The 17,678-nt window shown below is 74.5% G+C and carries 18 protein-coding genes; 10 read left to right on the top strand and 8 right to left on the bottom strand.

The features are described 5' to 3' along the window. Positions 1–78: 78 nt before the first annotated feature. Together B5Y66_RS03505 and B5Y66_RS03500 are read right to left on the bottom strand one after the other, a co-directional pair. Positions 79–1,560 carry an MFS transporter gene (locus B5Y66_RS03505; protein WP_079571776.1) on the bottom strand — a complete coding sequence of 494 codons (1,482 nt, stop codon included), beginning with the start codon at positions 1,558–1,560 and terminating at the stop codon, positions 79–81. Continuing rightward, positions 1,560–2,168: an NADPH-dependent FMN reductase gene (locus tag B5Y66_RS03500; protein ID WP_079570991.1), complete on the bottom strand. Its 609-nt coding sequence runs from the start codon at positions 2,166–2,168 to the stop codon at positions 1,560–1,562. Before B5Y66_RS03500 ends, B5Y66_RS03505 begins: the two co-directional genes overlap by 1 nt. A gap of 85 nt (positions 2,169–2,253) precedes the next feature. Here B5Y66_RS03500 and B5Y66_RS03495 point away from each other — a divergent pair, with 85 nt between their 5' ends. Further along, positions 2,254–2,889, top strand: a complete 636-nt coding sequence (locus B5Y66_RS03495) for a TetR/AcrR family transcriptional regulator (RefSeq protein ID WP_079570988.1) — start codon at positions 2,254–2,256, stop codon at positions 2,887–2,889. A 216-nt stretch (positions 2,890–3,105) separates the two neighbouring features. On the opposite strand, the gene B5Y66_RS03490 is transcribed toward B5Y66_RS03495, so the two are convergent. Further along, on the bottom strand, positions 3,106–3,783 hold the full coding sequence (locus B5Y66_RS03490; protein WP_079570985.1) for a Crp/Fnr family transcriptional regulator: 678 nt from the start codon (positions 3,781–3,783) through the stop codon (positions 3,106–3,108). A gap of 163 nt (positions 3,784–3,946) precedes the next feature. On the opposite strand from B5Y66_RS03490, the gene nth reads away from it, so the two are divergent. Continuing rightward, the gene (gene nth, locus B5Y66_RS03485) at positions 3,947–4,690 is read left to right on the top strand and encodes an endonuclease III (RefSeq protein WP_079570981.1); all 744 of its coding nucleotides are present in this window, start codon (positions 3,947–3,949) and stop codon (positions 4,688–4,690) included. A 46-nt stretch (positions 4,691–4,736) separates the two neighbouring features. On the opposite strand, the gene B5Y66_RS03480 is transcribed toward nth, so the two are convergent. Continuing rightward, positions 4,737–5,666: an alpha/beta fold hydrolase gene (locus tag B5Y66_RS03480; protein WP_079571774.1), complete on the bottom strand. Its 930-nt coding sequence runs from the start codon at positions 5,664–5,666 to the stop codon at positions 4,737–4,739. A gap of 58 nt (positions 5,667–5,724) precedes the next feature. Next, on the bottom strand, positions 5,725–6,483 hold the full coding sequence (locus B5Y66_RS03475) for a winged helix-turn-helix transcriptional regulator (RefSeq protein WP_079570978.1): 759 nt from the start codon (positions 6,481–6,483) through the stop codon (positions 5,725–5,727). Positions 6,484–6,737: 254 nt separating this feature from the next. Here B5Y66_RS03475 and B5Y66_RS03470 point away from each other — a divergent pair, with 254 nt between their 5' ends. Continuing rightward, complete coding sequence (locus tag B5Y66_RS03470; RefSeq protein ID WP_079570975.1) at positions 6,738–7,484, top strand: hypothetical protein; 747 nt, start codon at positions 6,738–6,740, stop codon at positions 7,482–7,484. 28 nt (positions 7,485–7,512) lie between these two features. Here B5Y66_RS03470 and B5Y66_RS03465 read toward each other — a convergent pair whose 3' ends face one another. Together B5Y66_RS03465 and B5Y66_RS03460 are read right to left on the bottom strand one after the other, a co-directional pair. Further along, the gene (locus B5Y66_RS03465) at positions 7,513–8,193 is read right to left on the bottom strand and encodes a YceI family protein (protein WP_079570973.1); all 681 of its coding nucleotides are present in this window, start codon (positions 8,191–8,193) and stop codon (positions 7,513–7,515) included. Between the two features lie 204 nt (positions 8,194–8,397). Continuing rightward, positions 8,398–8,784 (bottom strand): DsrE family protein, encoded by a 387-nt coding sequence (locus B5Y66_RS03460; protein ID WP_079570970.1) that lies wholly within the window; start codon positions 8,782–8,784, stop codon positions 8,398–8,400. A gap of 195 nt (positions 8,785–8,979) precedes the next feature. Here B5Y66_RS03460 and B5Y66_RS03455 point away from each other — a divergent pair, with 195 nt between their 5' ends. Genes B5Y66_RS03455 through B5Y66_RS03445 form a run of 3 tightly spaced genes read left to right on the top strand, consistent with a single transcriptional unit; the run spans position 8,980 to position 11,937 of the window. Continuing rightward, entirely contained in the window at positions 8,980–9,537 is a 558-nt protein-coding gene (locus B5Y66_RS03455) for an FABP family protein (RefSeq protein ID WP_079570966.1), read from the top strand. Then, positions 9,537–10,691 carry a CAF17-like 4Fe-4S cluster assembly/insertion protein YgfZ gene (gene ygfZ / locus B5Y66_RS03450; RefSeq protein ID WP_079570963.1) on the top strand — a complete coding sequence of 385 codons (1,155 nt, stop codon included), beginning with the start codon at positions 9,537–9,539 and terminating at the stop codon, positions 10,689–10,691. Before B5Y66_RS03455 ends, ygfZ begins: the two co-directional genes overlap by 1 nt. 10 nt (positions 10,692–10,701) lie before the next feature. Continuing rightward, positions 10,702–11,937, top strand: a complete 1,236-nt coding sequence (locus tag B5Y66_RS03445; RefSeq protein ID WP_245806894.1) for an FUSC family protein — start codon at positions 10,702–10,704, stop codon at positions 11,935–11,937. A gap of 38 nt (positions 11,938–11,975) precedes the next feature. Here B5Y66_RS03445 and B5Y66_RS03440 read toward each other — a convergent pair whose 3' ends face one another. Then, positions 11,976–13,997, bottom strand: coding sequence for a DHA2 family efflux MFS transporter permease subunit (locus B5Y66_RS03440; protein WP_079570959.1), 2,022 nt, complete (start codon positions 13,995–13,997; stop codon positions 11,976–11,978). 211 nt (positions 13,998–14,208) lie between these two features. Between B5Y66_RS03440 and B5Y66_RS03435 the strand changes: the two genes are divergently transcribed. From B5Y66_RS03435 to B5Y66_RS03420, 4 genes are all read left to right on the top strand, one after another. Continuing rightward, positions 14,209–14,598 carry a PadR family transcriptional regulator gene (locus B5Y66_RS03435; RefSeq protein WP_079570956.1) on the top strand — a complete coding sequence of 130 codons (390 nt, stop codon included), beginning with the start codon at positions 14,209–14,211 and terminating at the stop codon, positions 14,596–14,598. Next, on the top strand, positions 14,595–15,554 hold the full coding sequence (locus tag B5Y66_RS03430) for a permease prefix domain 1-containing protein (RefSeq protein WP_079570954.1): 960 nt from the start codon (positions 14,595–14,597) through the stop codon (positions 15,552–15,554). The genes B5Y66_RS03435 and B5Y66_RS03430 overlap by 4 nt, the downstream gene beginning before the upstream one ends. Positions 15,555–15,684: 130 nt before the next feature. Then, entirely contained in the window at positions 15,685–16,743 is a 1,059-nt protein-coding gene (locus tag B5Y66_RS03425) for an ABC transporter ATP-binding protein (RefSeq protein ID WP_079570951.1), read from the top strand. Continuing rightward, positions 16,740–17,573: an ABC transporter permease gene (locus B5Y66_RS03420; RefSeq protein WP_079570948.1), complete on the top strand. Its 834-nt coding sequence runs from the start codon at positions 16,740–16,742 to the stop codon at positions 17,571–17,573. The genes B5Y66_RS03425 and B5Y66_RS03420 overlap by 4 nt, the downstream gene beginning before the upstream one ends. Positions 17,574–17,678 lie beyond the last annotated feature (105 nt).

The raw sequence follows: 17,678 nt of genomic DNA, 5'->3' as shown, positions 1-17,678 counted from the left end.
GACGAGGTCCGTCGCAGGACCTCGTCCCCACCCGCAGCCGCGTCCCCACCCGCAGCCGCGTCCCCACCCGCAGCCGCGTCACCGCCCGTTCCGCCGGGCGCCGTCGCGCACCAGGACGCCGGTCGCGACGGCGCCCGCCACGCACACGCCGGTGGCGGCCCACAGCGTGAGGTGCCAGACGTCGGTGAGGTGGGCGGCGAGGGTGTCGGCACCCGCCGCCGGGACGTTGCCCGTCACCACCCGTCCGGCGAGCTCCGATGAACCCAGCCGGGCGGAGAGGAGCCCGACGAGCGCAGCGCCGAAGAGGGCCAGGACGAGCGCGTTGGCGGCCGCTCGCACCGTGTTGAGCATCCCGGCCGCCATGCCCACGTGGTCCTCGTCGATCTGGTCCATGGCCTGCGCATCGATGGTCCCGGACGCGAGTCCGACGCCCGCGCCGACGGCCAGGAGCGGGCCGGCGAGCGTTGCGAGGCCGACGTCGGGTGCGAGGACGGTGAGCCATGCGTTGCCCGCGGCCAGCAGCAGGAGCGCGCCGGTGACGAGCGCCCCCGGGCTCGCGCCGCGGTTGATCGCGGCGGCGGCGAGCGGCGGCAGGCCCACCATCGGGATGGTCGGCAGCAGCATCACCGCGCCGGCCGCGGTAGCGCTGTACCCGGCGGGGGACTGGAGGTAGCTGGGCAGGAAGGACAGCACTCCGCCGAACCCCAGCGCCATCGTGCCCGCCGCGAGCAGCCAGCCCATGAACCGGCGACGGCGCAGCAGCCGAAGCTCCAGCACGGGGTGCGGCACCCGCCTCTCGACGGCGACGGCGAGGCCGATCCCGAGGACGCCGACGGCGGCGGCGCCGAGGACGAGGGGGTCCGTCCAGCCGCGACCGGGTCCCTGGGAGACGGCGAGCAGGGTGCCCGCGAGGCCGGACGCGATCAGCGCGGCCCCGGCCCAGTCGACGCGCGGCCGGGTCGCGGCGCGGCTCTCGGGCAGCGCCCAGGTCCCCGCCACCAGGCCGAGGCCCGCCAGAGCGAAGACGGCGAACCCGAGGCGCCAGCCGAGCGCGTCCACGAGCCATCCCGATACGGGCGGGCCCAGTGCCAGCCCCAGGCCCGCCGTCGTGCCCACCGCCGCGAACGCCCGGGTGCGGGCCCTGCCCGAGAACGTCGCGGCGACCAGGGCCCCGCCGGCCGCCATCACGCCCGCGGCCCCGGCACCGGTGAGCACCCGGGCGGCGAGCAGCACGCCGATCCCCGGTGCGAGGGCCGCGGCGAGGCTGCCGGTCGCGTAGGCCACGGCGCCGGCCCGGTACACCCTTCGCCGCCCGACGGCGTCGGCCAGCGACCCGGAGATCAGCATGAGCGCGGAGGCGGTGAGGAAGTATGCCGTCACCACCCACTGCGCGGCCGCGCCACCGGTGCCCAGGCCGGCGGCGATCCGGGGGATCGCGACGCTCGCGCCCGACATCGACATCGGCAGGGCGAGGAAGCCCGCGAGCACGACCAGCAGCGTCGCGCGCGCGGACGTCGCCCGGCGGGCGCCCGGTGCCGGCCGCGAGGCGGCCGGGGCCATCAGCGCGCGCCCGCCAGGGCGCGCACCGGAGCCAGGGCCCGGCTCCACGTCACGAGCTCGTCGAGCAGCTGGGCGAGGTCGTCGGTGTGCCGTCCGGCCGGCGAGAACAGCCCGGTGACCGTGGGGTCCGTGACGTCCAGGCCGGTGTAGTCGAAGTCGGTGTAGGTGTTGAGCACGACCTGGGTGCGCACGTCGGCGAGCTTGAGCTCGGCCGCGGTCTGGCGCAGCTGTTCGACGGCACGGACGCCGCCGTTGACGCCGTAGCTGACGAAGCCGGCGGCCTTGTCGTTCCACTCGTAGAAGAGGTAGTCGACGGCGTTCTTCAGCACGCCGGGGACGCCGTGGTTGTACTCCGGCGTCACGAAGACGTACCCGTCGAAGCCGGCGACCGCCTCGGACCACCGGCGGGTGTGATCGTGGGCGACGAGTCCCCACGCCGCGGGCGCGGGTTCGTCGAGCACCGGGAGCCCGAACGCTGCGAGGTCGAGCGCTTCGAACGTCGCGTCGACGGGGCCGACCCGGCGCGCGGTCTCGAGGGTCCAGTCGGCCACCGCCTTGCCGCGTCGGTGCGTCCGGGTGCTTGCCGTGAGGATGGCGATGCGGGTCATCTCATGCTCCTGACTCATCGGTAAAGTACAACGAGCACTTTACATGCTAGTCTCGGCCACGCCAGCGAGCGGCAGGAGGAGAGCCATGGGCGACGACGGCGACCGGCCCGCGAGCGGGCGGCTGCGTGCGGACAAGCGGGCGGCGATCGTCGCAGGGGCGCTCGAGGTGTTCGCGTCCGACGGGTACGTCCGCGCCAGCATCGGCGCGATCGCCGAGGCCTCCGGGGTGTCGACCCGGACGATCTACAAGCACTTCGCCGACAAGTCGGCGCTGTTCGACGCCGTCGTCGCGGCCTCGGCCGGCCGCGTCGCCGAGGCGGAGGTCGAGCTGGTGAAACGACACCTCGACGGAGTCGCGGGCGCCGCGGAGATCGAGCCGGCGCTGGTCGGCTTCGCCGTCGCGTGGCTGCGGGGGAGTGCGGAGTCCGCGGCCCACCGGGCCCTCATCGGCCAGGTGCGGGCCGAGGCGGCGCACCTCGGGCCGGACGTCGTCGCGGCGTGGTGGGAGGCGGGGCCCGTGCGGGTGCAACGCGCCCTGGCCGACCGGCTCGCGCAGTGGTCCGACGCGGGCTGGCTGCGGATCGACGACGCCGATCGCGCCGCCGTCCACCTCGGCAGGCTCGTCTCGGCGACGCCCGGCCCGCCGGGGGCGGCGCTGCCCGAACGCGACACGTGGATCGTGGCCGGCGTGGGCGTCTTCGTGCGTGGCTACCGCCCCTGACCGTCAGCCGTCCGGCCGGACGTCGCAGCCCGTGGACCCGGCGGCACCCGAGTCATGGCCCGGGCGCGAACCGCGGGGTGAGGGGGCGACGGGAAGGGGCGCCCTTCGCCCAGGTCGTAGCGTTCCGGAAGCCGGGCGCCCCAGAGGCGCATGAACGCGACCGGGCGAAGAGCGCCCCTTCCGTCTGCGGCGGCACGGCGCCGCGGGCCCACGCGGTCAGCGCGCCCGGCGCTCCAGGCGGTCGATGTCGAGCAGGACGACGGCGCGACCCTCGCGGCGGACCCAGCCGCGGGTGGCGAAGTCGGCCAGCGCCTTGTTGACGGTCTCGCGGGAGGCGCCGACGAGCTGGGCGAGCTCCTCCTGCGTGAGGTCGTGCGCCACGCGGATGCCGTCGTCGTTGGGCTCGCCGAAGCGGGCGGAGAGGTCGAGGAGGGCCTTGGCGACGCGGCCGGGGACATCGGAGAAGACGAGGTCGGCCAGGGTCTCGTTGGTGCGGCGCAGGCGACGGGCCAGGGCGCCGAGCAGCGTGGTGGCGACACTGGGGTGCGCGGCGATCCACTGCACGAGGGCCTGGTGGCGCAGCTCGTAGACGAGCGCGTCGGACACGGACGAGGCCGTCGCGGTGCGGGGTCCCGGGTCGAACAGCGAGAGCTCGCCGAACATCTCGCCGGGGCCGAGGATCGACAGCAGGTTCTCCCGGCCGTCGCTCGACCGACGGCCGAGCTTGATCTTCCCCTGCGCGATGACGTAGAGCCGGTCGCCGGGCTCGCCCTCGCGGAAGAGGACGTCTCCGCGGGTCAGCTCGACCGGGATCATGGACTCGAAGAGCGCCTTCGTCTCCTCGGATTCCATGTCCGCGAAGAGAGGGGCGGAGAGCACGACGGTGTCGTCCACAGGATTCCTCACGTGGTTCGGGGGCGGCCTCCCCGGGTGGGGTGCGGTCGTCCGGGGGTTGTCAAGTGGGTGTGTTCCGGTTCTCAGTCTGCCTCACCTCACCAAATCGCGGCACGACGAAGCGCCGGGAGGCGGTGTCGGCGGGCGTCGCTAGGCTCGCCACGTGCCGACGACGCCAGCCTCCGCGACCTCAGCCGACGCGACGCCCACCGGGGAGTCGCACGTCGCGCTGGTGCGCCGCGCGCGCCGCATCGACCGCGAGCTCGCGGTCACGTACCCGGACGCCCGCGCGGAGCTGGACTTCACGACGCCGCTCGAACTGCTGGTCGCCACCGTGCTGTCGGCGCAGACCACGGACGTGCGGGTCAACGCCACGACCCCGGCGATCTTCGCCCGGTACCCGGACGCCGCCGCGTACGCGGGCGCCGACCCGGCCGAGATGGAGGAGCTGTTCAAGCCGCTCGGCTTCTTCCGCGCCAAGACGCGCTCGATCATCGGGCTGGGGCAGGCGCTCGTCGAACGGTTCGACGGCGAGGTCCCGGCTCGCCTGGAGGACCTGGTGACGCTGCCGGGCGTGGGCCGCAAGACGGCGAACGTGGTGCTGGGCAACGCGTTCGGCGTCCCGGGGATCACGGTGGACACGCACTTCGGCCGCCTCGCGCGCCGCTTCGGCTGGACCGACCAGGAGGACCCGGTCAAGGTCGAGCACGAGGTCGGGGCGCTTTTCCCGAAGAAGGACTGGACGATGCTCAGCCATCACCTGGTGTGGCACGGGCGGCGCCGGTGCCATGCGCGGCGGCCGGCCTGCGGGGCGTGCCCGGTGGCGCGGTGGTGCCCGTCGTTCGGGATCGGCGAGACGGACCCGGTCGCGGCCGCGAAGCTCGTGAAGCCGGGGCCGCGGGGCTGACGTCGGTGGCGGTCTCGACAGGCTCGACCGGCGGGGTGGTCGCGGCTCAGCCGGCGAGGGCGTGGTCGAGCCAGTCGACGAGCAGCTTGCCGACCTCGTCGGGCGCCTCCTCGGGTAGGAAGTGCCCGGCGCCGTCGACGGTCTCGTAGCGGAAGTCGCGGGCGAGCGCCGCACCGTCGACGGGGGCGTTCCGCGGGTCGAGGAAGCCGTCCAGCGTGCCGTGCACCTGCAGCACGGGCACGTCGACCGGCTGGCGCAGCGCCGCGAGGTAGCGGCGCCCGTCGGGCCGCGGCGTCGAGCGCACCATCCAGCGCAGCGACTCCATCACGGTGTGGGCCGCGAACGGGATCCGCATCACGGTGCGGTAGAGCTCGAAGGCGTCCGTGCCGAGCGGCCGCGCCGCGCCGTCGCGCAGCACGCGCGCCACCTGGTCGCCGCCCGTGAGGCGACGCTCGGGCAGCGTGGGCAGCTGGTAGGCGGCGAGCTGGCGGCGGGCCAGCGGGGTGAGCAGCTGCCGGCCCGACACGTGCAGCCGGCCCGGATGCGGCGCCGAGACGGCGGCCACGGCCGCGGTCACCGCCGGCTGCAGCCGCGCCATCGACCACGCGGTCATGCCGCCCGTGCCGTGCCCGACGACGACCGCCCGGTCGTGGCCGAGCGAACGCACCACGCCTGCAACGTCCTGGGTGCCGGTCGGGACGTCGTAGCCGGACGGCGGCTTGTCGGAGGCGCCGACGCCGCGCAGGTCCATCGCCGCCACCCGGTACCCGGCGTCCGCGAGCTGACCGATCTGGTGCCGCCACGCCCACCAGAACTGGGGGAAGCCGTGCAGCAGGACGACGAGCGGGCTGCGGCCGCCGTTCGTCCGGTCGGGACCGGCCAGCGCCACGTGGAAGCGGGCACCGTTGGCGGGCACGAGCTCGTGCCGCCAGGGCCCCTCGACCAGGGCGCTGGAGAAATCGCTGGAGTCCGACATCGCGGTCACCGGTCGAACCTACCCGCTGCGAAGAGCCGTGGCCTGTGCGGGGGCGGCGTCAGCGGGCCGGGGCCGTGCGCCCGGCCGTGCCCTTGCCCTCCGCCGTCGCGCCGCCCGGCTCCTCGCCCTCGACCGGCCGCGGCTCCTTCGGCGGGTCGAACCGGTAGCCCACGTTGCGGACGGTGCCGATGAGCTGCTCGTGCTCGGGGCCGAGCTTGGCGCGCAGGCGCCGCACGTGCACGTCCACGGTGCGGGTGCCCCCGTAGTAGTCGTAGCCCCACACCTCCTGCAGCAGCTGCGCGCGGGTGAACACGCGGCCGGGGTGCTGCACCAGGTACTTGAGGAGCTCGAACTCCTTGTAGGTGAGGTCGATGGGACGCCCGCGCAGCCGCGCGGTGTAGCCGCCCGCGTCGATCGCGAGGTCGCCGGCGGCGATCTCCTGCGGGCCGTCGTCGACGGGGCCGCGCGCGGACTTCTCCACGACGAGCCGCAGCCGCGCCTCGACCTCGGCGGGCGACGCCGTCTCGAGCAGCAGGTCGGCGGCACCCCACTCGTGCGTGACGACGGTGAGGCCGCCCTCGGTGAGCACGAGCACGAGGGGCACGGTGAGTCCGGTGGCGTGCAGCAGCCGGCACGTGGTGCGGGCGGCGACGAGGTCGCGGCGCGCGTCCAGCAGCACGACGTCGGAGTCCGGGGCGTCGACCAGGGCCGAAGGCTCCATGGGCAGCACCCGGACCCGGTGGTTCAGCAGGCCCAGTGCGGGCAGTACCTCGACGGATCCGCCTGACGCGGGCGTGAGGATCAGCAGCTCGGCCACCGGCACCTCCTCCCGGTCGTCGGACGGTCCGTTCGACAGCGTCCGACAGGTGCGTCCGCCAACGTACCGCGGCTGCGGTGTTGGTCACACCGCACCCGTCCCGGTCTACCGACCAGTCCCCGCAGTGTGCCCCGAACCGTGTTGCGGGCGCGTTTCCGTTCGTTGACCGGACTGTGTCGGGGGTGTCCTGGAGGTGCTCGGGACGTTGCCGGCGGGGGGTCGGTCGCGCCGCACGGTCTGCCACACTCGTCGTCGTGACCGTGACCACCCGTGCCGTCTGGACGGCCGTCCTCTCCGCCGTCGTCGCGGCCGCCGCGGCCCTCGACGCCTACGGCGACCTGCCCCTGACGGCGGTGGCCGGGGCCCTCGTGCTGCTCCTCGCGACCGGATGGGCGCCGCTGCTGCGGCTCCCGGCGCAGGGCGGGACGACCGTGGTCGTGGCGCTCGCGGGGCTCGGGGCGGTCGCGGTGGCGTGGGCGACCGAGGGCGAGCCGGTGCTGCGCAACGTGCCGCTGGTCCTCGCGATGGCGCTGGTGCTGGCCTTCGTCGCGGAGATGCTGCGCCGCGGCGGGCGGCCCCGGCTCGTGGAGTCCGTGAGCGGCACGGTGACCGGCGCGGTCGTGGCCGTGTGCTGCTCGGGCTGGGTGGCCGCGGGCCGTTCCGAGGCGGGGGCGTCGCTGGTCGTCGTGAGCGCCCTCGGCCTCGCGGTGGCGGCGGCGGTGTCCGCGACGCCCGTCGCGCGCGGCTGGGTGGGATCGCTCGTGGGCGTGGCGCTGGGCGCCGTCGTGGCGGGCGGGGCGGCGACGCTCCTGCCGTCGATCGACCCGGTGAGCGGCCTGGTCGCCGGCGCCGTGACCGGCCTGGTGGTCGCCGTGCTGCGCCTGCTGTTCGAGCGTCAGCCCGCGCTGACGAGCCGCCGGGCGGTGCTGGCCGCCGTCACGGCGCCGGTCGCCGTCGGCGGCATCCTCGTGTTCGTCGTCGGGCGCCTGGTCCTCGCGTAAGCCCCGACGGGCCGGGCCGTGACCCGGCTCAGATCGCCGGTGCGGGCTCCGGGGCGGCCTGCCGGATAGCCTCGCCCGCGAGCTCGATGCGCACCGTCTTGGCGACGAGCACGCCGCCCGCCTCGAGGGCGACGTTCCAGGTGAGGCCGTACTTCTCCCGCTCGAAGTCCGCCACGGCGTTGAAGCCGAAGATGTCGTTGCCGAACGGGTCCTGCCGTGCGCCGCCGAACTCCGCGTTCAGCGCGATCGGGTGGGTCACGCCGCGGATCGTGAGGTTGCCGTGCAGCAGGAACTTCGCGGACGTGCGCATCGCCTGCTGCGGAGCGGGGGTGCGACCGGGCGCGCGGCCCTTCAGCCGCGCCCAGGAGAACATCGGGTCCTCCTGGGTGGTGCGCCACTCGATCCCGGTGCTGCGGAACTCGATCGTCGGGTGGTTCTCGACGTCGAGGAAGTCGGGGCTGCGCAGGTGGGCGTCGCGGTCCGGGTTGTGCGTGGTGATCGTCGCCGTCTCGAGCGTCGCGGACACCGACGACCGCAGGGGGTCCTCGGCGACGTGGATGGCCGCCGTGCCCACCGGGAACTCACCGCGCACGGGGCTGACCATCATGTGCATCGCGAGGAAGCCCAGGCGCTTGTGCGCCTCGTCGAGCAGGTACGTCCCCGCTGCCGGGATGACGAGGTCGTTCCAGGTCCGGGTGGGCGAGGTCATGGGGCGGTTCTCCGGGATCAGGACGTCGGTGGGCCGGCGCCCGCCGGGGGCGGGGGCGGCCTCGTGGAGTGCGCTCCGCGGCCTCGGCGCAGGGGCGGGGCGGGGCGGCGCGGTGCTTCAAACTTCAATCTACGACACCGGACGCGCCCGGCGGGAGGGTCTGCGGGCACCAGGTGGCGCGCCTCACACGCGCCGGCCCGACGGTCAGTAGACGAGCGCCTGCGCGCCGGGCCGCAGCACCTCCTCGGCGAAGACGGCGGCGCCGGCGATGCGGATGCCGGGGAGCACGTCGTCGGGACCGATCCCGCGGCGGGCGGCGCACTGCGTGCAGAGGGTGACCGAGCCGGCGGCGAGGACGGCGGCCAGCAGGTCGGTGGCGGGCGCCGCGTGCTCGAGGGCGAGCTCCGCGACGCGGCCGGGAACCGCGAACCACGCGGACTCCCCGGTGAGCCACAGGCTCACCTCCGCGCCCGCGGCGACGGCCGCCGCCGCGACGGTGAGGGCCTGGTTCGCGGCCTCCGCTCGCTCGGTCCCGGACGTGGTCTTGATCACGAGCGAGCGCGCGGGCGTCGCAGCGGTGGGGGTGCTCATGGGCGGCGACCTTACTCACACCGGACACTCCCGGCGCACCCCCGCGCTGACCGACGCCGGGGCGGCTGGGTAGGATCGCGGCATGTCGATCCATGCTCTCGAGGCAGTGTTCACCGGTCTGCTGGTCGTCGTGTCGATCACGATCGTCTGGTTCGCCGGATACGTCGTCTACAAGCTGTTCCAGGGCCAGCGCTGATGCCCTTCGCCTTCCCCGAGGGCCTCGCGCCCGAGACCTACCCGCTCGCGTGGCTCGTGGGCCGCTGGCGGGGCGAGGGCGTGATCGAGTACACCGGCATCGACGAGACGCCGTTCGTGCACGACCTCGTCTTCGACCACGACGGCGGCCCCTACCTGCGCTTCGAGTCCACGCTGCGCGTGCGCTCCGCCGCCGCTGCCGACGGTGAGGGGGCGGGCGACGACGAGCCCGACACGGTCTGGTCGACGGAGACCGGCTACTGGCGCGTGTCCAGCGACCGCCCGGAGGGGCTCGAGGACGACCGGCACGCGCTCGAGGTGCTCGTGACCGACGCGTCGGGCCGGCTGTCCCTGTTCCTGGGCGTGGTCGGCAACGGCCGCGTCGACCTCGCCACCGACTTCGTGGCCCGCACGTCGACCGCCGCCGAGGTCACCGCCGCGAAGCGGCTGTACGGCCTGGTCGAGGGGCGGCTCATGTGGGTCGAGGAGCTCGCCGCGTTCGGGCACCCGCTCGGCTCCTACGCCTCCGCACAGCTGGACCGGGTCGAGGCCGACTGATGGCCGCCTCCCCGCTCCTGTCCCGGCACGGTGCCGTCGCGGCCACGGGCGCCGACGAGGGCGTCGCCTGGCACTACGGCGACCCGGTGGCCGAGCAGCGCGCCCTCGCGCGCGGCGGTGCCGTCGTCGACCAGTCGCACCTGGGCGTCGTGCGCGTCGCCGGGCCCGACCGGCTGACCTGGTTGCACTCGATCACCTCGCAGGACGTGCAGGCACTGGGGCCGCGCACCTCCACCGAGCTGTTCGTCCTGTCCCCGCAGGGCCACGTCGAGCACGCCGCGGGCGTCGTCGACGACGGCGAGGCCACGTGGCTGGTCACCGAGGGGGACCACGCCGCGCCCCTCGCCGCCTGGCTCGAGCGCATGAAGTTCATGATGCGGGTCGAGATCGAGGACCTCTCGGACGAGTACGCGGCGCTCGGCGAGCCTGTCGCGGCGGAGGGTGCCGAGGGCGAGCCCGTGACCTGGTGGGACACCTGGCCGCGCGTCGCCCAGGGCGGCACCCGGTACGGCCCGCCGGAGAACGAGCACCCCGGGGCCGACCGTCCCTGGAGGCTGGTCCTCGTGCCGCGCGCCGACCTGGAGCGTGCCGTCGCCGAGCGCGAGGCGGCCGGGTGGCGGCTCGCCGGCACCTGGGCCACCGAGGCGCTGCGCGTCGAGGCGTGGCGGCCGCGGCTCGCCCACGAGGTCGACCACCGCAGCGTGCCGCACGAGCTCGACTGGCTGCGCACCGCCGTCCACCTGCACAAGGGCTGCTACCGCGGGCAGGAGACGATCGCGCGGGTGCACAACCTGGGCCGCCCGCCGCGTCGTCTCGTGCTGCTGCACCTCGACGGCTCCCAGCACGTGGTCCCCGAGGCGGGGGCCGAGGTGCGGCTGGGCGGTGCCGAGGGGCGCGCCGTCGGGGCCGTGACCACGGTCGCGCGGCACCACGAGCTCGGGCCGGTGGCGCTCGCTGTCGTCAAGCGCTCGGTGCCCGAGGACGCCGAGCTCACCGTGGTGGGCGAGGTCGGCGGCCAGGAGCTGCACGTCGCGGCGGCGCAGGAGGTGGTGGTCCCCGGCGACGGGGTCTCCGCGGACCGGCCCGAGGCGCACGGGCCTCTCGCACGCGGGCTCACCCCGCGGGGACCGGACGCGCCCCAGAGCCTGCTGTGAGCGGGTGCCCGTGAGCGACGAGCCGGCGGCCCGTCCTGCGGGCGGCATCCCCGTGTCCCGTCGCGCGGGCGACGTCGCGCGGGCGGCGCTGCGCACCCTGCCCCGCCGCATCCGTGTGCGGCAGGGCATCTCGCGGGTCCGCGTCTCCTTCTGGCCGGTCGTGCAGGCCGCGCTGGCCGCGGGCGTCGCCTATGGGCTCGCCACGGTCGTGCTCGGGCACACGCAGCCGTTCTTCGCCGCCATCGCGGCGTGGGTGTGCCTGGGGTTCAGCTTCGACCGCGAGCTGCGCAAGGTGGCCGAGGTCGCCACCGGCGTCGCGCTCGGCGTCGCGCTGGGCGACCTCATGGTGCACGTCATCGGGTCGGGCTGGTGGCAGATCGCCGTCGTCATGGGCGTCTCGGCGCTCATCGCCCGGTTCGTCGACCGGGGGCCCCTCCTGACGATCCAGGCGGGCGTCCAGGCGGGCGTCGTCGTCGGCCTGCCCGCGTCGGTGGCGGCCAACGGGGCGTTCGGGCGCTGGACGGACGCGCTGGTCGGGGGCGGCGTCGCGCTGCTGGTCGCCCTGCTCACCCCCGGGGACCCGCGCCGTCGCATCCGCGCGCTGGCGCAGGAGGCGACGCGGGAGCTGGCGCTGACCCTGGAGTCCGTGGCGCGCGGCCTGCGCGACGGCGACCCCGACGAGCTGGCCGCCGCGCTGGTGCGGGGCCGCGCCGCCGAGAAGGTGCTCGAGGACTGGCACGACGTCGCGACGAAGTCGGACGAGATCGCGCGGGTGAGCGTCAACCGGGTGCTGCGCGCGGAGATCACCCGGCTGGCCGCCCAGGCCGTGCTCGTCGACCGGGCCATGCGCACCGTGCGGGTCCTCGCGCGCCGCACCCCCGCGACGCTCCGGTCGCTCGGCATGCTGGAGGACGACGGCGACCACCGGGTGGCGGCCGTCTCGCTCTCCGGCAACCTCCCGCCCCCGCCCACCGTCGATCCCGTGGCCGACCCGGTGGCGGACCTCGTCGTCCGGCTGGCGCACGGCGTGCGCCTCCTCGCCGCGGCCCTCGGCACGGGGACCGGGATGGCGCAGGCGCGCGACGCGCTGCTCGAGGTCGCCCGGGACACCGACCCGCGCACCCTCGGCGCGGGGCACTGGCAGGTGCAGTCGCTGGTGCTGCTGCTGCGCTCGCCCGTCGTCGACCTCCTCGAGGCTGCCGGTCTGCCGCCCGAGGAGGCGCGCGACGCCCTCCCCGAGATGTGACACCGAGGTAGTCCGAACCGTGCCGAGGTAGTTCGGGCTCAGCGCGTCTCGACGACGTCCGTGTCGTCGGCGAGCAGCGCGTGCGTCAGGTGCTCCACGAGCTCGTCGACCTCGGGCTCGTCCCCGCCCGGCCACTCGGCGACGTACTGGCGCAGCCGCTGCCGTTCCGACTCCCTGATCGCCTCCGCCGCGACGTCGCCGTCCGGCGTGGCCAGCACGGCGTCGCCGTCCACCTCGACGAGGCCCCGCGCCTCGAGCGCCTCCGCGACCCGGCGCACCGTCTCGGGGGACACCTCCGTGCGCTCGGCCATGAGCTGGACGGACCGCTTCCGCTTGAGCGAGACCCGCGTGACCATCCAGGCCTCCTCGGCCGAGAGTTCGTTGTCGCGCTCGATCAGCTCGTAGACCCGCAGCGGGTCGAGCTTGCCCACCCGGCGCCACAGGATCAGCCGCAGCTCGTCGAGCGACGTGCGGGCGGACCCCAGCCCGAACGACTCGCCGGCCGCCTGCCCCGCGCTGCCCGGCCCGTCCCCGCGGGTGGCGCTGCGCAGCTCGACCTCGGGCAACAGCCAGCTGAGCGCGAACGCGAGCACGGCCACGGGCACGGCCCAGAGGAAGACGACGTGCAGCGCGCCGGCGTACGCGTCGAGGAACCAGTCCTGCACCTCGGGCGGGCACTGCGCGAGCGTCTGCGTGGTGGCGGCCAGCGCGTCGGGTGCGCACGGCCCCTGCGCGGTCGACGGGACGGCGGTGACCAGCTCGCCCGCGAGCCGGTTGGCGAAGATCGTGCCGAAGACGGCGACGCCGACGGACGAGCCGATGGTGCGGAAGTACGTGGCGCCCGACGTCGCGGTGCCGAGGTCCTTGTAGCTGACGGCGTTCTGCACGGCGATGACGAGCACCTGGGTGACCATGCCCAGGCCGGCGCCGAGGACGAACATGCTCAGGCCCGCCTGCAGCGTCGTCGTGTCACGACCCATGAGCGACAGCAGGTAGAGCCCGCACGACGTGATCGCCGTCCCCAGGATCGGATAGATCTTGTACCGCCCGGTGCGGGAGATGAGCTGCCCGGACCCGATGGACGTGAGCAGCATGCCGAGCATCATCGGCGTCATCTCGAGCCCGGACTCGGTGGGCGTGGACCCCTTGACCGTCTGCAGGTACAGCGGGAGGTAGGTGATCGCGCCGAACATGGCGAAGCCGACGACGAAGCCGACGGCGGCGGCGACGGAGAACACCTTGCTGCGGAACAGGTGCAGGGGCAGCACCGGTTCGGGGGCGCGCTGCTCGACGACGACGAAGCCGATCAGGGACGCGACGGCGAGCGCGACCATCCCGTAGACCGGCCACGACTGCCACTCCCAGGTGGTGCCGCCGAGGCTGGTGACCAGCACGATCGACGTCGAGACGAGGCCGAGCAGGATGATGCCGGCGTAGTCGATGCGGGGCTTCTTGCCGGCCTCGATGTGGGGGAGCACGGCCGCGACGACCAGCAGCGCGACGATCCCGATGGGGATGTTGATGTAGAAGACCCAGCGCCAGTCCAGGTTGTCCACGAAGAAGCCGCCGAGCAGCGGCCCGGCGACGGACGAGACGCCGAAGACGGCGCCGAAGAAACCCTGGTACTTGCCGCGCTCCCGGGGCGGGACGACGTCGCCGATGATCGCCTGCGACAGCACCATGAGCCCGCCGCCGCCCACGCCCTGCACGGCACGCCACGCGATGAGCTGGCCCATGGTCTGGGAGGTGCCGGCCAGGATCGACCCGACGAGGAAGATCAGGATGCAGGCGATGAACAGGGCCTTGCGGCCGTAGAGGTCGCCGAGCTTGCCCCACAGCACCGTGGTGGCCGTGCTGGCGAGCATGTACGCCGTCACGACCCACGACAGGTGCTCCGCGCCGCCGAGGTCGGAGACGATGGTGGGCAGCGCCGTCGCGACGATCGTCTGGTCGAGGGCGGCGAGCAGCATCGCGAGCATGAGCCCGCCGAAGATGGCCAGCACGCGGCGCTGAGGCAGCGCCTCCGGCTCGGCGGGCGGTGCGCTCGGTGCGGAAGCCATCGGCAGCCCTTCCTGTCACGGGCGGGCGGCGCCGTCGTCGGTGGTTGAGCCTGTCGGAACCCGTCCCGCTTGGCAGGCTCGCACGGTCTCCGGCAGACGGCGCGGCGAACTACCTCGGCGGGATCCGAACTACCTCGGCGGGCTCAGGTTGTCGGTGCCCGTCCAGAACCCGTTGTCGTCGAGTAGTTGATGAGATACAGTACCTGTCGTGATGCAGCGTGCTGAGACTTCGACGGCGGACGACGCGTTCTCCGCCGACCTGCTGCGTGGCCACACCGACACGATCGTGCTCGCGACGCTCCGTCGCGGGGACCGCTACGGCTTCGAGATCTACAAGACGATCCGCGACGCCACGGGCGGTGCGCACGAGATCAAGGAAGCCACGCTCTACGCGACGTACCGCCGTCTGACCAAGGACGGCCTGGTCGAGGCCTATTGGGGCGACGAGTCCCAGGGCGGGCGCCGCAAGTACTACCGGATCACGGACGCCGGGCGTGCCGTGTACCGGAGCAACGTCGACGCGTGGGTCGCCACCCGCGACGTCATCGACTCCCTCCTCCGTACCGACGGCTCCAGCACAGACAAGGACACCCCCCGATGACCACCGTCCACCGCCTCCTCGACGAGGCGTTCGCCGGCGTCGAGCCGAGCCTTGAGGTCCAGGACCTCAAGGAGGAGATCCGGGCGAACCTCGAGGCCCGGGCCGCCGAGCTGCAGGCCGGCGGTGCCGCCCCGGACGAGGCCGCCCGGCGCGCTTTCGACGAGCTGGGCGACCTGAGCGGGCTGGTCGCGGACGCCGCCGGCGCGCCCCACGAGCCGGACGCCCCGCGGTCGGGCCGTGCGCCCCGGTCGGTGTCGCCGGCCGGCTACGCGACGACGGCGCAGGCGATGCTCGCCCACAAGGTGCGCCCGAAGCCGGGCTTCGTGCTCGGCGTCGTGATCGCGGCGCTGGTGCTCGCCGGTCTGCTCGCCGTCGCGGCCCTCGACGCGGCGGGCGTCCTTGCCCTGCCCGACCTCGCGGTCGCCGGGATCCTGCTGACGGCGGCCAGCGCGGCCGGCTTCGTGGTGGGGCTTTCGCTCTCGCAGGAGACGACGACGAACCACCCGCTGCCGTCCCGCCGAGCCGGCGGCTACTACCTGGCCACCGGGCTCGCCGTGTTCGGGCTGCTGCTCGCACTCTTCACGGTCCTCGGCACGTTCCCCTCGTGGGTATACGCCTTCGCGGGGGTCGCGGTCGTGCCGGGCGCGATCCTGTTCGTCGGGCTCGGCGTCACGCAGACCAACCGCAAGAAGGCGTGGTTCCGTGAGGTCGCCCGGGAGCATGGTGCGGTCGGCGACCGGTTCGAACGGGACCCCGACGCGGCTGCCCGGTTCGGCATCTTCACGTCCGTGATCTGGATGACCTCGTTCGTCGTCTTCGCCGTCCTGGGCTTCACGGTCGGGTGGTCGTGGTCGTGGCTCGCCCTCGTCGCCGGCTGGATCGTCTTCATGCTCCTGCTGGCGAAGATGCTCTTCGGCGAGCGGAAGGACGAGGAGAAGCCCTCAGCGCAGCAGTGAGCACGAGAACGGTCCCGGGCGACTGCCATCGCCCGGGACCGGTGGCTCGGGTCCGGTGCACGACCGCACCTCGAGACGCACTCCCACCCTAGGGCGTGCGCCGGACCCTCCGATTTCCCCTGGAGGAGACATGTCCGCACACCCGACCACGTCCGACGTCGCGATCGACGTCGCCGGCCTGACCAAGACCTACGGCTCCGGCCGCGGTCCCGGCCGCGCCGCCCGCTCCGTGCGGGCGCTCGACGGCCTCGACCTGGCCGCCGCGCAAGGCAGCGTGCTCGGCCTGCTCGGCCCCAACGGCGCCGGGAAGTCCACCACAGTGAAGATCCTCGCGACGCTCTCCGCGCCGGACGGCGGGACCGCGCGCGTCGCGGGCCACGACGTCGTGCGGGAACCGGCGGCCGTCCGCCGGGCGATCGGCTACGTGGCGCAGCGCCCCGTGACCGACCCCATGGGCACGGGGCGCGAGAACCTCGTGCTGGCCGGCCGGCTCCAGGGCCTGCGGGCCGGCGAGGCCCGGGGGCGCGCCGACGAGCTGCTCGAGCGCTTCGGCGTCGCGCACGCCGCCGACCGCCTGGTGAAGACCTGGTCCGGCGGGATGGCGCGCAAGCTCGACGTCGCCGTCGGACTCGTGCACCGGCCGCAGGTGCTGTTCCTCGACGAGCCCACCACGGGCCTCGACCCCGAGGCGCGCGCCGCGGTGTGGGCCGAGATCGAGCGCATGGCGGCCGGCGACGGCATGACGATCCTGCTCACGACGCACTACCTGGAGGAGGCCGACCGCCTCGCCGACCAGGTCGCCATCGTGGACGCCGGCCGGGTCGTCACCGCGGGCACGCCCGACGCGCTGAAGGACGAGCTGCGCGGCGACGGCGTCACCGTCGATCTCGACGACGGCGCCACCGCGGCGGCCGCCGTCCCGGTGGCGGGTCGCGTGCCCGGCGTCGTCGACGTCGCGGCCGACGGAAGCGTGCTGCGGGCGCGCGCCGACGCCGGGGCCACCGCGCTCCCGGCGCTGCTCGCGGCGCTCGACGCCGCGGGGATCGGCGTGCGGGCGGCGGGGCTGTCCCGGCCCACGCTCGACGACGTCTACCTGCGGCACACGGGCCGCAGCCTGGAGGCGGCCCACCGGGCCGCGGGCACGAGCGCCGGGACCGCCGGCACCGAGGCCACGGAGGTGGCGGCATGAGCACCCTGACGACCGACCCGACGACCACCCTCCGCGCGCCGCGCCGTACGGGCGCGCTGACGCAGGCGGCCCTCCTGACGGGGCGCCAGGCCCGCCAGGGCATGCGCGTCCCCGTGTTCATGGTGATGAACCTGCTGCAGCCGATGATCTGGCTCCTGCTGTTCGGGCAGCTCTTCCGGTCCGTCATCGAGATCCCGGGGTTCGCGGGTGGCGCCGAGGTCAGCTACCTCGAGTACCTCACCCCGGGCGTCGTCATGATGACGGCGATGGGCGGCGCCGCCTGGGCCGGCACCACGTTCGTGCAGGACATGGACCGCGGCGTCATGGACCGCTTCCTCGCCTCGCCGACGAGCCGCGGCGCGCTGCTGTCCGCCTCGATGGCCTGGTACGCGCTGCTCGCGTGCGCCCAGGCCCTGGTGGTCGTGGGCGTGGCGTGGCTCGACGGCGCGCGGTTCCCCGGCGGCGTCCCCGGCGTGCTCGTCATGCTGGTCGCCGTGGCGCTGCTGAGCTGCCTGTTCGCCGCGCTCTCCGGCGCCGTCGCGCTGCTCACGCGGCAGCAGGAGGCGCTCATCGGCGTCTCGCAGCTGCTGACGATCCCGCTGATGTTCCTGTCGTCGGCCGTGATGGACCCGGCACTCGCGCCCGGCTGGATCGCCACGGCAGCGCGGTTCAACCCGTTCGACTGGGCGGTGGTCGTGGCGCGCGACGCCCTGCAGGGCTTCGCCGACCCGGGCGCCGTGTGGCTGCACCTGGGCCTGCTCGCCGCCGCGGTCGCCGTCATGGGCGGGCTGGCGTCGCTGGCGTTCCGCGCCTACCGCCGCGCCATCTGACGCCCGTGCCGAGGTAGTTCGGGAATCGCCGAGGTAGTCCGAATCCTGCCGAGGTAGTTCGTGACGCGGTGTCACGAACTACCTCGGCGATTCGCGGACCACCTC

It is taken from the genome of Krasilnikoviella flava (assembly GCF_900167525.1).
Classification (GTDB): Bacteria; Actinomycetota; Actinomycetes; order Actinomycetales; family Cellulomonadaceae; genus Isoptericola; species Isoptericola flavus.
The sequence above is the reverse complement of the archived record's forward strand: the minus strand, read 5'-3'. Positions and strand labels throughout refer to the sequence as shown.

Bases quoted from the DNA above. Each gene is read 5' to 3' on its own strand.
- B5Y66_RS03505 (WP_079571776.1), bottom strand. From the start codon at position 1,560: ATGGCCCCGGCCGCCTCGCGGCCGGCACCGGGCGCCCGCCGGGCGACG.
- B5Y66_RS03500 (WP_079570991.1), bottom strand. From the start codon at position 2,168: ATGACCCGCATCGCCATCCTCACGGCAAGCACCCGGACGCACCGACGC.
- B5Y66_RS03495 (WP_079570988.1), top strand. From the start codon at position 2,254: ATGGGCGACGACGGCGACCGGCCCGCGAGCGGGCGGCTGCGTGCGGAC.
- B5Y66_RS03480 (WP_079571774.1), bottom strand. From the start codon at position 5,666: ATGTCGGACTCCAGCGATTTCTCCAGCGCCCTGGTCGAGGGGCCCTGG.
- B5Y66_RS03465 (WP_079570973.1), bottom strand. From the start codon at position 8,193: ATGACCTCGCCCACCCGGACCTGGAACGACCTCGTCATCCCGGCAGCG.
- B5Y66_RS03460 (WP_079570970.1), bottom strand. From the start codon at position 8,784: ATGAGCACCCCCACCGCTGCGACGCCCGCGCGCTCGCTCGTGATCAAG.
- B5Y66_RS03455 (WP_079570966.1), top strand. From the start codon at position 8,980: ATGCCCTTCGCCTTCCCCGAGGGCCTCGCGCCCGAGACCTACCCGCTC.
- ygfZ (WP_079570963.1), top strand. From the start codon at position 9,537: ATGGCCGCCTCCCCGCTCCTGTCCCGGCACGGTGCCGTCGCGGCCACG.
- B5Y66_RS03440 (WP_079570959.1), bottom strand. From the start codon at position 13,997: ATGGCTTCCGCACCGAGCGCACCGCCCGCCGAGCCGGAGGCGCTGCCT.
- B5Y66_RS03435 (WP_079570956.1), top strand. From the start codon at position 14,209: ATGCAGCGTGCTGAGACTTCGACGGCGGACGACGCGTTCTCCGCCGAC.
- B5Y66_RS03430 (WP_079570954.1), top strand. From the start codon at position 14,595: ATGACCACCGTCCACCGCCTCCTCGACGAGGCGTTCGCCGGCGTCGAG.
- B5Y66_RS03425 (WP_079570951.1), top strand. From the start codon at position 15,685: ATGTCCGCACACCCGACCACGTCCGACGTCGCGATCGACGTCGCCGGC.
- B5Y66_RS03420 (WP_079570948.1), top strand. From the start codon at position 16,740: ATGAGCACCCTGACGACCGACCCGACGACCACCCTCCGCGCGCCGCGC.